Below are 13,509 nucleotides of genomic sequence, written 5' to 3'. Positions count from 1 at the left end.
TCGTGAAAACTTTAATTCTCTTCTCCACCCGCGACGGGCAGACCCGTGAAATCGCTTCGTTTCTCGCTTCTGAGCTTAAAGAGCTGGGCATCGATGCGGACACCCTGAACCTGAACCGTACCGATGTCGTCGAATGGCATCACTACGATCGGGTGGTCATTGGCGCGTCGATTCGCTACGGGCACTTTCATCCGGCGGTGGACCGCTTTGTGAAAAAGCATCTGGCAGCATTGCAGGCGCTGCCGGGGGCATTCTTTTCGGTTAACCTGGTGGCGCGTAAACCCGAGAAGCGCACGCCGCAGACCAACAGCTATACGCGTAAGTTTCTGCTGAACTCGCCGTGGCAGCCGCAGAGCTGCGCGGTATTTGCCGGCGCGCTGCGCTACCCGCGCTACAGCTGGTACGATCGGTTTATGATCCGCCTGATTATGAAAATGACCGGGGGTGAAACGGATACCCGCAAAGAAGTGGTCTATACCGACTGGCAACAGGTATCCCGGTTTGCTCGGGAAATCGCACAAATGGCGCGCAAATAGCGCGTAAAACTCGCGTTGTGATGGAAAATCGAGCGAACGAAAAGTTTTTTTGCATTTCCCCTTGTCACCTCAGAATTACTCCCTATAATGCGCCTCCACTGACACGGAACAACGGCAAACAAGCCGCCGGGTCAGCGGGGTTCCGGTGAGAACCTCGCAGAGAAAAGCAAAAATAAATGCTTGACTCTGCAGCGGGAAAGCGTAATATGCACACCCCGCGCCACAGCGAAAACGAAGCGGCACTGCTCTTTAACAATTTATCAGACAATCTGTGTGGGCACTCAAAGTGACATGGATTCTTAACGTCCTCGGACGAAAAATGAATACCAAGTCTCAAGAGTGAACACGTAATTCATTACGAAGTTTAATTCTTTGAGCATCAAACTTAAATTGAAGAGTTTGATCATGGCTCAGATTGAACGCTGGCGGCAGGCCTAACACATGCAAGTCGAGCGGTAGCACAGAGAGCTTGCTCTCGGGTGACGAGCGGCGGACGGGTGAGTAATGTCTGGGAAACTGCCTGATGGAGGGGGATAACTACTGGAAACGGTAGCTAATACCGCATAATGTCGCAAGACCAAAGTGGGGGACCTTCGGGCCTCATGCCATCAGATGTGCCCAGATGGGATTAGCTAGTAGGTGGGGTAACGGCTCACCTAGGCGACGATCCCTAGCTGGTCTGAGAGGATGACCAGCCACACTGGAACTGAGACACGGTCCAGACTCCTACGGGAGGCAGCAGTGGGGAATATTGCACAATGGGCGCAAGCCTGATGCAGCCATGCCGCGTGTGTGAAGAAGGCCTTCGGGTTGTAAAGCACTTTCAGCGGGGAGGAAGGCGTTAAGGTTAATAACCTTGGCGATTGACGTTACCCGCAGAAGAAGCACCGGCTAACTCCGTGCCAGCAGCCGCGGTAATACGGAGGGTGCAAGCGTTAATCGGAATTACTGGGCGTAAAGCGCACGCAGGCGGTCTGTCAAGTCGGATGTGAAATCCCCGGGCTTAACCTGGGAACTGCATTCGAAACTGGCAGGCTAGAGTCTTGTAGAGGGGGGTAGAATTCCAGGTGTAGCGGTGAAATGCGTAGAGATCTGGAGGAATACCGGTGGCGAAGGCGGCCCCCTGGACAAAGACTGACGCTCAGGTGCGAAAGCGTGGGGAGCAAACAGGATTAGATACCCTGGTAGTCCACGCCGTAAACGATGTCGATTTGGAGGTTGTGCCCTTGAGGCGTGGCTTCCGGAGCTAACGCGTTAAATCGACCGCCTGGGGAGTACGGCCGCAAGGTTAAAACTCAAATGAATTGACGGGGGCCCGCACAAGCGGTGGAGCATGTGGTTTAATTCGATGCAACGCGAAGAACCTACCTGGTCTTGACATCCACAGAACTTTCCAGAGATGGATTGGTGCCTTCGGGAACTGTGAGACAGGTGCTGCATGGCTGTCGTCAGCTCGTGTTGTGAAATGTTGGGTTAAGTCCCGCAACGAGCGCAACCCTTATCCTTTGTTGCCAGCGGTTCGGCCGGGAACTCAAAGGAGACTGCCAGTGATAAACTGGAGGAAGGTGGGGATGACGTCAAGTCATCATGGCCCTTACGACCAGGGCTACACACGTGCTACAATGGCATATACAAAGAGAAGCGACCTCGCGAGAGCAAGCGGACCTCATAAAGTATGTCGTAGTCCGGATTGGAGTCTGCAACTCGACTCCATGAAGTCGGAATCGCTAGTAATCGTAGATCAGAATGCTACGGTGAATACGTTCCCGGGCCTTGTACACACCGCCCGTCACACCATGGGAGTGGGTTGCAAAAGAAGTAGGTAGCTTAACCTTCGGGAGGGCGCTTACCACTTTGTGATTCATGACTGGGGTGAAGTCGTAACAAGGTAACCGTAGGGGAACCTGCGGTTGGATCACCTCCTTACCTTAAAGAACCTGCCTTTGCAGTGCTCACACAGATTGTCTGATGAAAAACAGCAGTAAAAACCTCTACAGGCTTGTAGCTCAGGTGGTTAGAGCGCACCCCTGATAAGGGTGAGGTCGGTGGTTCAAGTCCACTCAGGCCTACCAAATTTGCGAAGCAAATTTGAAGAGGTTGCAAACGATGGGGCTATAGCTCAGCTGGGAGAGCGCCTGCTTTGCACGCAGGAGGTCTGCGGTTCGATCCCGCATAGCTCCACCATCTTTACTGCGAACACAAGAAAACTTCAGAGTGAACCTGAAAAGGTGCACTGCGAAGTTTTGCTCTTTAAAAATCTGGATCAAGCTGAAAATTGAAACGACACACAGTCAATGTGTGTTCGAGTCTCTCAAATTTTCGCAATCAGAAGTGAAACATCTTCGGGTTGTGAGGTTAAGCGACTAAGCGTACACGGTGGATGCCCTGGCAGTCAGAGGCGATGAAGGACGTGCTAATCTGCGAAAAGCGTCGGTAAGGTGATATGAACCGTTATAACCGGCGATGTCCGAATGGGGAAACCCAGTGCAATTCGTTGCACTATCGTTAACTGAATACATAGGTTAACGAGGCGAACCGGGGGAACTGAAACATCTAAGTACCCCGAGGAAAAGAAATCAACCGAGATTCCCCCAGTAGCGGCGAGCGAACGGGGAGCAGCCCAGAGTCTGAATCAGCTTGTGTGTTAGTGGAACGGTCTGGAAAGTCCGACGGTACAGGGTGATAGTCCCGTACACCAAAATGCACAGGTTGTGAACTCGAAGAGTAGGGCGGGACACGTGGTATCCTGTCTGAATATGGGGGGACCATCCTCCAAGGCTAAATACTCCTGACTGACCGATAGTGAACCAGTACCGTGAGGGAAAGGCGAAAAGAACCCCGGCGAGGGGAGTGAAAAAGAACCTGAAACCGTGTACGTACAAGCAGTGGGAGCACCTTCGGGTGTGACTGCGTACCTTTTGTATAATGGGTCAGCGACTTATATTCTGTAGCAAGGTTAACCGTATAGGGGAGCCGCAGGGAAACCGAGTCTTAACTGGGCGTTAAGTTGCAGGGTATAGACCCGAAACCCGGTGATCTAGCCATGGGCAGGTTGAAGGTTGGGTAACACTAACTGGAGGACCGAACCGACTAATGTTGAAAAATTAGCGGATGACTTGTGGCTGGGGGTGAAAGGCCAATCAAACCGGGAGATAGCTGGTTCTCCCCGAAAGCTATTTAGGTAGCGCCTCGTGAATTCATCTTCGGGGGTAGAGCACTGTTTCGGCTAGGGGGTCATCCCGACTTACCAACCCGATGCAAACTACGAATACCGAAGAATGTTATCACGGGAGACACACGGCGGGTGCTAACGTCCGTCGTGAAGAGGGAAACAACCCAGACCGCCAGCTAAGGTCCCAAAGTCATGGTTAAGTGGGAAACGATGTGGGAAGGCACAGACAGCCAGGATGTTGGCTTAGAAGCAGCCATCATTTAAAGAAAGCGTAATAGCTCACTGGTCGAGTCGGCCTGCGCGGAAGATGTAACGGGGCTAAACCATGCACCGAAGCTGCGGCAGCGACACTATGTGTTGTTGGGTAGGGGAGCGTTCTGTAAGCCTGCGAAGGTGACCTGTGAGGGTTGCTGGAGGTATCAGAAGTGCGAATGCTGACATAAGTAACGATAAAGCGGGTGAAAAGCCCGCTCGCCGGAAGACCAAGGGTTCCTGTCCAACGTTAATCGGGGCAGGGTGAGTCGACCCCTAAGGCGAGGCCGAAAGGCGTAGTCGATGGGAAACAGGTTAATATTCCTGTACTTGGTGTTACTGCGAAGGGGGGACGGAGAAGGCTATGTTAGCCGGGCGACGGTTGTCCCGGTTTAAGCATGTAGGCTGGTTGTCCAGGCAAATCCGGATAATCAAGGCTGAGGTGTGATGACGAGGCACTACGGTGCTGAAGTAACAAATGCCCTGCTTCCAGGAAAAGCCTCTAAGCATCAGGTAACATCAAATCGTACCCCAAACCGACACAGGTGGTCAGGTAGAGAATACCAAGGCGCTTGAGAGAACTCGGGTGAAGGAACTAGGCAAAATGGTGCCGTAACTTCGGGAGAAGGCACGCTGGTGTGTAGGTGAAGTCCCTGCGGATGGAGCTGAGACCAGTCGAAGATACCAGCTGGCTGCAACTGTTTATTAAAAACACAGCACTGTGCAAACACGAAAGTGGACGTATACGGTGTGACGCCTGCCCGGTGCCGGAAGGTTAATTGATGGGGTTATCCGTAAGGAGAAGCTCTTGATCGAAGCCCCGGTAAACGGCGGCCGTAACTATAACGGTCCTAAGGTAGCGAAATTCCTTGTCGGGTAAGTTCCGACCTGCACGAATGGCGTAATGATGGCCAGGCTGTCTCCACCCGAGACTCAGTGAAATTGAACTCGCTGTGAAGATGCAGTGTACCCGCGGCAAGACGGAAAGACCCCGTGAACCTTTACTATAGCTTGACACTGAACATTGAGCCTTGATGTGTAGGATAGGTGGGAGGCTTTGAAGCGTGGACGCCAGTCTGCGTGGAGCCAACCTTGAAATACCACCCTTTAATGTTTGATGTTCTAACGTTGGCCCCTTACCGGGGTTGCGGACAGTGTCTGGTGGGTAGTTTGACTGGGGCGGTCTCCTCCCAAAGCGTAACGGAGGAGCACGAAGGTTAGCTAATCCTGGTCGGACATCAGGAGGTTAGTGCAATGGCATAAGCTAGCTTGACTGCGAGCGTGACGGCGCGAGCAGGTGCGAAAGCAGGTCATAGTGATCCGGTGGTTCTGAATGGAAGGGCCATCGCTCAACGGATAAAAGGTACTCCGGGGATAACAGGCTGATACCGCCCAAGAGTTCATATCGACGGCGGTGTTTGGCACCTCGATGTCGGCTCATCACACATCCTGGGGCTGAAGTAGGTCCCAAGGGTATGGCTGTTCGCCATTTAAAGTGGTACGCGAGCTGGGTTTAGAACGTCGTGAGACAGTTCGGTCCCTATCTGCCGTGGGCGCTGGAGAATTGAGGGGGGCTGCTCCTAGTACGAGAGGACCGGAGTGGACGCATCACTGGTGTTCGGGTTGTCATGCCAATGGCACTGCCCGGTAGCTAAATGCGGAAGAGATAAGTGCTGAAAGCATCTAAGCACGAAACTTGCCCCGAGATGAGTTCTCCCTGAGACTTTAAGTCTCCTGAAGGAACGTTGAAGACGACGACGTTGATAGGCCGGGTGTGTAAGCGCAGCGATGCGTTGAGCTAACCGGTACTAATGAACCGTGAGGCTTAACCTTACAACGCCGAAGATGTTTTGGCGGATTTGAGAGAATTTTCAGCTTAGATTCAGAGTTGAGTACGCAATAATTTGCGCAGCAGCAAGGCGACAAGCGACGGAAAGGAAGGAGCATACTGAAGTATGTGACTGACTTTACGAGCGCAGGCAACGCAGCTGATGCGATAAAGAATTGCGTACTGAGCACAAAGAATTTGCCTGGCGGCACTAGCGCGGTGGTCCCACCTGACCCCATGCCGAACTCAGAAGTGAAACGCCGTAGCGCCGATGGTAGTGTGGGGTCTCCCCATGTGAGAGTAGGGAACTGCCAGGCATCAAATAAAGCAAAAAGCCCGGTCGAAAGACCGGGCTTTTTGTTTTATCTGTTGTTTGTCGGTGAGCGCTCTCCAGAGTAGGACAAATCCGCCGGGAGCGGATTTGAACGTTGCGCAGCAACGGCCCGGAGGGTGGCGGGCAGGACGCCCGCCATAAACTGCCAGGCATCAAACAAGTGAAGAGCCCATCCTGCCGGATGGGCTTTTTGCGTTTCTGTCGTCCGGCCAGCGTGCCGGCATGTCTCCCCGGTGGCGCTGCGCTTACCGGGGCTACGGGCCTGTCGCGTTCTGTAGCCCGCACCGGTACACCACATCACCACCGGTAACGCCCCGCAATATCATTGCCCCTGTAATCAGACAAGCCTTCCCCCGCCAGATACGATAAACTAACGCCGATTTTGCATCAGGAAGCCACTATGAACCACTCCCTCAAACCCTGGAATACCTTTGGCATTGAACGCTTCGCCAAGACGATAGTACGCGCCGAAACTGAGCAACAGTTGCTAAGCGCCTGGCAAACCGCTGCCGCGGCAGGCGAACCCACGCTGATCCTTGGGGAAGGCAGTAATGTCCTGTTTCTGAACGACTATGCCGGTACGGTGATCCTCAACCGGATTATGGGGATCGAGGTGAGCGAAACGCCGGAAGCCTGGCGCTTGCACGTCGGCGCCGGCGAAAACTGGCATCAGTTGGTGCAGTTCACGCTACAGCATGCGATGCCAGGTCTGGAAAATCTGGCGTTAATCCCTGGCTGCGCAGGATCTTCGCCGATCCAGAATATTGGCGCCTACGGCGTTGAGCTACAGCGGGTTTGCGAATATGTTGACTGCATTGAGCTGGAAACCGGGCGTAAGCAACGTCTTTCAGCCGCGGAATGCCGTTTTGGCTATCGCGACAGTATCTTCAAACATGAATATCAGGACCGCTATGCCATCGTCGCGATTGGCTTATCGTTAGCGAAAACATGGCAGCCTGTACTGAGTTACGGTGATTTAACGCGTCTCGATCCGCAGACCGTCACGCCGCAGCAGGTATTTGATGCGGTCTGTCATATGCGAATGACTAAATTGCCGGATCCAAAGATTAACGGTAATGCCGGCAGCTTTTTTAAGAACCCGATCGTCAGCGCTCAGATTGCGGAAGCGCTGCTGGCGCAGTTCCCTCATGCACCGCACTATCCGCAGGCAAATGGCAGCGTCAAGCTGGCCGCTGGCTGGCTAATCGATCAATGTGAGCTCAAAGGACAACGCATCGGCGGCGCTGCCGTCCATCGGCAGCAGGCGCTGGTACTGATTAATGAAGATCGAGCGACCAGCGAGGATGTGGTGAAACTTGCTCATTATGTTCGCCAGCGGGTGGGTGCGAAATTCGATGTATGGCTTCAGCCCGAGGTGCGCTTCATTGGCACGCATGGTGAAGTCAACGCAGAGGAGAGCATTGCGTGAAAGACCATACTATCCCTTTAACGCTAATTTCTATCCTTGCTGATGGCGAGTTTCACTCTGGCGAACAGCTTGGTGAGCAGTTAGGCATGAGCCGGGCGGCGATTAATAAGCACATCCAGACCTTACGTGACTGGGGCGTCGATGTGTTTACTGTGCCGGGCAAGGGTTACAGCCTGCCGGAGCCTATTCATCTATTAGATGAGAAAAAGATTTCTCAAGAGATAGACCATGGCCGAGTGACGGTCCTTCCCGTCATCGACTCTACTAACCAGTATTTGCTGGACAGGCTTGATGAGCTGACGTCCGGAGATGCCTGTGTGGCTGAATATCAGCAAGCAGGGCGAGGCCGGCGAGGCAGAAAATGGTTTTCGCCCTTTGGCGCGAATCTCTATCTCTCGATGTACTGGCGTCTGGAGCAGGGCCCGGCAGCGGCTATTGGTCTAAGCCTGGTGATCGGTATTGTGATCGCTGAAGTTCTGCAGCAGCTCGGGGCCGAACAGGTTCGCGTGAAATGGCCAAACGATATTTACCTGCAGGATCGTAAGCTGTCAGGGATCCTCGTGGAACTGACGGGGAAAACGGGCGATGCCGCACAAATCGTCAGCGGCGCGGGTATCAACCTTGTGATGCGTCGCGTGGAGTCTGATGTCGTCAATCAGGGATGGATCAGCCTTCAGGAAGCGGGGGTGGTCATCGACCGTAACCTCCTCGCCGCGCGCCTGATTAAAGAGCTGCGCCTGGGACTGGAGCTGTTCGAGCAGGAAGGATTGGCTCCCTATCTACCGCGCTGGGAAAAACTGGATAACTTTATTCATCGCCCGGTGAAACTGATTATCGGTGATAAAGAAATTTACGGCATTTCGCGTGGCATTGACGCCCAGGGCGCACTATTGCTGGAGCAGGATGGTGTAATAAAAGCCTGGGTGGGTGGTGAAATATCATTGCGCAGTGCAGAATAAAAAAGGGAGCTTCGGCTCCCTTATTTTATTTACGTAAGCGTACCTGATTCACTGAGTGATTGGCGCTCTTAGTCATGATCAGGCTGGCGCGCTCGCGAGTTGGAAGAATATTTTCTTTAAGATTCATTAGGTTGATTTCATTCCATAGCGAAGTGGCAATATCTACCGCTTCTTCCTTCGAGAGCTTAGCGTAATTATGGAAATAGGAATCCGGATCGGTAAACGCCCCTTCCCGGAATTTAAGAAAGCGGTTGATATACCAGCTTTTCAATAATTCTTCCGGGGCATCGACATAAATAGAAAAGTCGACAAAATCGGAAACGAATACATGATGGGGATCGTGCGGATAATCCATTCCACTTTGCAGAACATTCAGCCCTTCAAGAATTAAAATATCCGGTTGCGCGACGGTTTTGTCACCGTTGGGAATAACATCATAAATCAGATGGGAATAAACCGGCGCGGTTGCCTGCGGTACCCCTGATTTGAGATCGGAGACAAACTTCACCAGGCGATGCATATCATAGGACTGCGGAAAGCCTTTCTTCTTCATTAACCCACGTTCTTTTAAAACCGAGTTAGGGTGCAAAAAACCGTCAGTGGTAATGAGTTCGACATGGCGATGCTCCGGCCAACGACTAAGCAAAGCTTGCAGAACGCGGGCGGTGGTGCTTTTTCCTACCGCAACGCTGCCAGCGATACTGATAATATAGGGAATTCGCTGACCATTGGTGCCAAGAAATTGTTCGAGAACAGCCTGGCGACGCAGGTTAGAACTGATATAGAAGTTGAGCAAACGCGACAGCGGCAAATAGATCTCGGCAACCTCTTCCAGAGAGAGATCTTCGTTGATGCCTTTTAACCGCGTGATTTCTTCCTCGGTTAACGTCATCGGGACAGAATCACGAAGTGCAGCCCATTGGTGGCGGTTAAATTGTAGGTACGGTGTCATTAACGTCTGCTCTTTTTGGCTCATAAGCATGTTCTTACTATCACCGAATACCTTGAAACGGTGATGCTTCACACGAGTTAATCAGGACAATGGGCAGGAGGGTAACACCAGATTGCCGGGAATAATAAGAAAAAAACTCATTGAATGCTGCTTTCTCGCGCCAGCATCACAAGAGAAGAATAAGTTTCTTATTCTTTGCAAAGCATGGCCTTTGCTAACAGGCTAGGTTAGCGGCCTGAATCTTTTCCGTCAGCGGTCAGCATGCGATAGAGGTAACCGGAGATGATCGGACAGCGCCTGAAGCGCCGAATTATTGGCGAATATTTGCACTCCGCTGCTTGAAATTACACCGTTTTTTCGCGTGAGAGCACAAAATGTGAGCAAGAGAACGTTTTATGCAAATTTTTAGTTGCATGAACTCGCTCCTCTCCCTAGAATGCGCGCTACTTGATGCCGACTTAGCTCAGTAGGTAGAGCAACTGACTTGTAATCAGTAGGTCACCAGTTCGATTCCGGTAGTCGGCACCATAACAATTTGGGTGGGGTTCCCGAGCGGCCAAAGGGAGCAGACTGTAAATCTGCCGTCATCGACTTCGAAGGTTCGAATCCTTCCCCCACCACCACTTTCTGGCGACGCTTTGCGGAGCCGGAGTTGGTTGGGTAAACTAATCAGCTCAATACTAAAGAGAGCAGTCTCTTTAGTATTACAGAAAGAACTGGGTAGCCGAGTTTCAGGATGCGGGCATCGTATAATGGCTATTACCTCAGCCTTCCAAGCTGATGATGCGGGTTCGATTCCCGCTGCCCGCTCCAGACGTGCTGATATGGCTCAGTTGGTAGAGCGCACCCTTGGTAAGGGTGAGGTCCCCAGTTCGACTCTGGGTATCAGCACCACTTCTTTTCTCTCCTTCCCTGTTTCTCTTCTGTTATGTTCATTCAACAAGTCGGGCATGTTGCCTGGTTGATGTGGTGATATCACCGATTTATCCGTGTCTTAGAGGGACAATCGATGTCTAAAGAAAAGTTTGAACGTACAAAACCGCACGTTAACGTCGGTACTATCGGCCACGTTGACCATGGTAAAACAACGCTGACCGCTGCCATCACTACCGTACTGGCTAAAACCTACGGTGGTTCCGCTCGCGCATTCGACCAGATCGATAACGCGCCGGAAGAAAAAGCTCGTGGTATCACCATCAACACCTCTCACGTTGAATATGACACCCCGACTCGCCACTACGCGCACGTAGACTGCCCGGGCCACGCCGACTATGTTAAAAACATGATCACCGGTGCTGCGCAGATGGACGGCGCGATCCTGGTTGTTGCTGCGACTGACGGCCCGATGCCGCAGACTCGTGAGCACATCCTGCTGGGTCGTCAGGTAGGTGTTCCGTACATCATCGTGTTCCTGAACAAATGCGACATGGTTGATGACGAAGAGCTGCTGGAACTGGTTGAGATGGAAGTTCGTGAACTGCTGTCTCAGTACGATTTCCCGGGCGACGACACCCCGATCGTTCGTGGTTCTGCTCTGAAAGCGCTGGAAGGCGACGCAGAGTGGGAAGCGAAAATCATCGAACTGGCTGGCCACCTGGATACCTATATCCCGGAACCAGAGCGTGCGATTGACAAGCCGTTCCTGCTGCCGATCGAAGACGTATTCTCCATCTCTGGTCGTGGTACCGTTGTTACCGGTCGTGTAGAGCGCGGTATCATCAAAGTAGGTGAAGAAGTTGAAATCGTTGGTATCAAAGAAACCGCGAAAACCACCTGTACTGGCGTTGAAATGTTCCGCAAACTGCTGGACGAAGGCCGTGCTGGTGAGAACGTAGGTGTTCTGCTGCGTGGTATCAAACGTGAAGAAATCGAACGTGGTCAGGTACTGGCTAAGCCGGGCACCATCAACCCGCACACCAAGTTCGAATCTGAAGTGTACATCCTGTCCAAAGACGAAGGCGGCCGTCATACTCCGTTCTTCAAAGGCTACCGTCCGCAGTTCTACTTCCGTACTACTGACGTGACTGGCACCATCGAACTGCCGGAAGGCGTAGAGATGGTAATGCCGGGCGACAACATCAAAATGGTTGTTACCCTGATCCACCCGATCGCGATGGACGACGGTCTGCGTTTCGCAATCCGTGAAGGCGGTCGTACCGTTGGCGCGGGCGTGGTTGCTAAAGTTCTCGGCTAATCGCTGATAACATTTGACGCAATGCGCAATAAAAGGGCATCATTTGATGCCCTTTTTGCACGCTTTCACACCAGAACCTGGCTCATCAGTGATTTTATTTGTCATAATCATTGCTGAGACAGGCTCTGAAGAGGGCGTTTATACACCAAACCATTCGAGCCTCAGGGCGACGGCTAATCAACTCCTTCTTTGCAACAGCAGGGCAGGAGTGACACCACCGTCAACATTGAAGCAATTTGAATAGTTAAGTGTATAATCCGAAACTTAATTTCGGTTTGGATCGCCTCGCCCCCGCGGGGTGAAATTGTTTGTAGAATACTTCTGACAGGTTGGTTTATGAGTGCGAATACCGAAGCTCAAGGGAGCGGGCGCGGCCTGGAAGCGATGAAGTGGATTATCGTTGCCGTGCTGCTGATCGTGGCGATCGTGGGCAACTTCCTTTATCGTGACATTATGCTGGCGGTGCGTGCGCTGGCCGTGGTTATTCTTATTGCTGCTGCCGGTGGCGTCGCGCTGTTGACGACGAAAGGTAAGGCGACCGTTGCTTTTGCTCGCGAAGCGAGAACCGAAGTTCGTAAAGTGATTTGGCCGACTCGCCAGGAAACGCTGCATACTACGCTGATTGTTGCTGCCGTGACTGCAGTAATGTCACTGATCCTGTGGGGACTGGATGGTATTCTGGTTCGCCTGGTCTCCTTTATCACTGGCCTGAGGTTCTGAGATGTCTGAAGCTCCTAAAAAGCGCTGGTACGTCGTTCAGGCGTTTTCCGGTTTTGAAGGTCGCGTAGCCACGTCGCTGCGTGAACATATCAAATTACACAACATGGAAGAGTTATTTGGCGAAGTCATGGTCCCGACCGAAGAAGTGGTTGAGATCCGTGGCGGCCAGCGTCGCAAAAGCGAACGTAAATTCTTCCCGGGCTATGTCCTGGTTCAGATGGTCATGAACGACGCAAGCTGGCACCTGGTGCGCAGCGTACCGCGCGTGATGGGCTTCATCGGCGGCACCTCTGACCGTCCGGCGCCGATCAGCGACAAAGAAGTCGACGCCATCATGAATCGTCTGCAGCAGGTTGGCGATAAGCCGCGTCCGAAAACGCTGTTTGAACCGGGTGAAATGGTTCGCGTTAACGACGGTCCGTTCGCTGACTTTAACGGCGTGGTGGAAGAAGTGGACTATGAGAAGTCCCGCCTGAAAGTTTCCGTTTCTATCTTCGGTCGTGCGACCCCGGTAGAACTGGACTTCAGCCAGGTTGAGAAGGCGTAAGTCGGCGATCAAAAAAGCAGCGATTTAATCGTTGCATAGGGCGCGAAATTGGCATACAATTCCGCGCCTTTTGTTTTTATGGGCCCGGCCCGTAAAACGATGTTTAATCACGGGGAGCTTCTCTGAAGCGTTAATACCCAATTTGAGGATTTAAGAATGGCTAAGAAAGTCCAAGCCTACGTCAAGCTGCAGGTTGCAGCTGGTATGGCGAACCCGAGCCCGCCGGTCGGCCCAGCACTGGGTCAGCAGGGCGTGAACATCATGGAATTCTGCAAAGCGTTCAACGCCAAAACTGATTCCCTGGAGAAAGGTCTGCCGATCCCGGTTGTTATCACCGTTTACGCTGACCGTTCCTTTACCTTTGTTACCAAGACTCCGCCGGCTGCTGTTCTGCTGAAGAAAGCTGCAGGCATCAAGTCTGGTTCCGGTAAGCCGAACAAAGATAAAGTGGGTAAAATCTCCCGCGCTCAGCTGCAGGAAATCGCGCAGACCAAAGCTGCCGACATGACTGGTGCCGACATTGAAGCGATGACTCGCTCCATCGAAGGTACTGCACGTTCCATGGGCCTGGTAGTGGAGGACTAAG

At 52.5% G+C, this 13,509-nt stretch carries 8 protein-coding genes, 6 tRNA genes and 3 rRNA genes; 16 read left to right on the top strand and 1 reads right to left on the bottom strand.

Annotated elements, in window-relative coordinates:
• The first annotated feature begins 2 nt into the window (after nt 1–2).
• From hemG to birA, 8 genes are all read left to right on the top strand, one after another.
• The gene (gene hemG, locus AB1E37_RS24345; protein ID WP_002883453.1) at nt 3–536 is read left to right on the top strand and encodes a menaquinone-dependent protoporphyrinogen IX dehydrogenase; all 534 of its coding nucleotides are present in this window, start codon (nt 3–5) and stop codon (nt 534–536) included.
• A 387-nt stretch (nt 537–923) separates the two neighbouring features.
• Nucleotides 924–2,462, top strand: a 16S ribosomal RNA gene (locus AB1E37_RS24340).
• 69 nt (nt 2,463–2,531) lie between these two features.
• Nucleotides 2,532–2,608: transfer RNA gene (locus AB1E37_RS24335), tRNA-Ile, on the top strand.
• Between the two features lie 36 nt (nt 2,609–2,644).
• Nucleotides 2,645–2,720, top strand: a tRNA-Ala gene (locus AB1E37_RS24330).
• Between the two features lie 169 nt (nt 2,721–2,889).
• A 23S ribosomal RNA gene (locus AB1E37_RS24325) occupies nt 2,890–5,793 on the top strand.
• A 196-nt stretch (nt 5,794–5,989) separates the two neighbouring features.
• Nucleotides 5,990–6,105, top strand: a 5S ribosomal RNA gene (rrf, locus tag AB1E37_RS24320).
• Together the 16S, 23S and 5S rRNA genes with 2 tRNA genes alongside form the textbook arrangement of a ribosomal RNA operon.
• Before the next feature lie 417 nt (nt 6,106–6,522).
• The gene (gene murB / locus AB1E37_RS24315) at nt 6,523–7,551 is read left to right on the top strand and encodes a UDP-N-acetylmuramate dehydrogenase (protein ID WP_004901905.1); all 1,029 of its coding nucleotides are present in this window, start codon (nt 6,523–6,525) and stop codon (nt 7,549–7,551) included.
• Complete coding sequence (gene birA, locus AB1E37_RS24310) at nt 7,548–8,510, top strand: bifunctional biotin--[acetyl-CoA-carboxylase] ligase/biotin operon repressor BirA (RefSeq protein WP_002883521.1); 963 nt, start codon at nt 7,548–7,550, stop codon at nt 8,508–8,510. Before murB ends, birA begins: the two co-directional genes overlap by 4 nt.
• A 25-nt stretch (nt 8,511–8,535) precedes the next feature.
• On the opposite strand, the gene coaA is transcribed toward birA, so the two are convergent.
• Nucleotides 8,536–9,486, bottom strand: coding sequence for a type I pantothenate kinase (coaA, locus tag AB1E37_RS24305; protein WP_002883524.1), 951 nt, complete (start codon nt 9,484–9,486; stop codon nt 8,536–8,538).
• 428 nt (nt 9,487–9,914) lie between these two features.
• Here coaA and AB1E37_RS24300 point away from each other — a divergent pair.
• The 8 genes from AB1E37_RS24300 (at nt 9,915) to rplK (ending at nt 13,508) form a co-directional block, all read left to right on the top strand.
• A tRNA-Thr gene (locus AB1E37_RS24300) sits at nt 9,915–9,990 on the top strand.
• Nucleotides 9,991–10,000: 10 nt separating this feature from the next.
• Nucleotides 10,001–10,085: transfer RNA gene (locus AB1E37_RS24295), tRNA-Tyr, on the top strand.
• Nucleotides 10,086–10,200: 115 nt separating this feature from the next.
• Nucleotides 10,201–10,275: transfer RNA gene (locus AB1E37_RS24290), tRNA-Gly, on the top strand.
• Between the two features lie 5 nt (nt 10,276–10,280).
• A tRNA-Thr gene (locus tag AB1E37_RS24285) sits at nt 10,281–10,356 on the top strand.
• A 115-nt stretch (nt 10,357–10,471) separates the two neighbouring features.
• Nucleotides 10,472–11,656 carry an elongation factor Tu gene (gene tuf, locus AB1E37_RS24280; protein WP_004174069.1) on the top strand — a complete coding sequence of 395 codons (1,185 nt, stop codon included), beginning with the start codon at nt 10,472–10,474 and terminating at the stop codon, nt 11,654–11,656.
• 336 nt (nt 11,657–11,992) lie between these two features.
• Nucleotides 11,993–12,376, top strand: a complete 384-nt coding sequence (secE, locus tag AB1E37_RS24275) for a preprotein translocase subunit SecE (protein ID WP_002883772.1) — start codon at nt 11,993–11,995, stop codon at nt 12,374–12,376.
• A 1-nt stretch (nt 12,377) separates the two neighbouring features.
• Nucleotides 12,378–12,923, top strand: coding sequence for a transcription termination/antitermination protein NusG (gene nusG / locus AB1E37_RS24270; RefSeq protein WP_001287521.1), 546 nt, complete (start codon nt 12,378–12,380; stop codon nt 12,921–12,923).
• Nucleotides 12,924–13,079: 156 nt separating this feature from the next.
• Nucleotides 13,080–13,508 (top strand): 50S ribosomal protein L11, encoded by a 429-nt coding sequence (rplK, locus tag AB1E37_RS24265; RefSeq protein ID WP_002884034.1) that lies wholly within the window; start codon nt 13,080–13,082, stop codon nt 13,506–13,508.
• Nucleotide 13,509 lies beyond the last annotated feature (1 nt).

This window comes from Klebsiella sp. Shm-1, assembly GCF_040804525.1.
GTDB classification, from domain to species: domain Bacteria; phylum Pseudomonadota; class Gammaproteobacteria; order Enterobacterales; family Enterobacteriaceae; genus Klebsiella; species Klebsiella pneumoniae.
The sequence above is the reverse complement of the archived record's forward strand: the minus strand, read 5'-3'. Positions and strand labels throughout refer to the sequence as shown.

Bases quoted from the DNA above. Each gene is read 5' to 3' on its own strand.
- secE (WP_002883772.1), top strand. From the start codon at position 11,993: ATGAGTGCGAATACCGAAGCTCAAGGGAGCGGGCGCGGCCTGGAAGCG.
- tuf (WP_004174069.1), top strand. From the start codon at position 10,472: ATGTCTAAAGAAAAGTTTGAACGTACAAAACCGCACGTTAACGTCGGT.
- coaA (WP_002883524.1), bottom strand. From the start codon at position 9,486: ATGAGCCAAAAAGAGCAGACGTTAATGACACCGTACCTACAATTTAAC.
- nusG (WP_001287521.1), top strand. From the start codon at position 12,378: ATGTCTGAAGCTCCTAAAAAGCGCTGGTACGTCGTTCAGGCGTTTTCC.
- rplK (WP_002884034.1), top strand. From the start codon at position 13,080: ATGGCTAAGAAAGTCCAAGCCTACGTCAAGCTGCAGGTTGCAGCTGGT.
- murB (WP_004901905.1), top strand. From the start codon at position 6,523: ATGAACCACTCCCTCAAACCCTGGAATACCTTTGGCATTGAACGCTTC.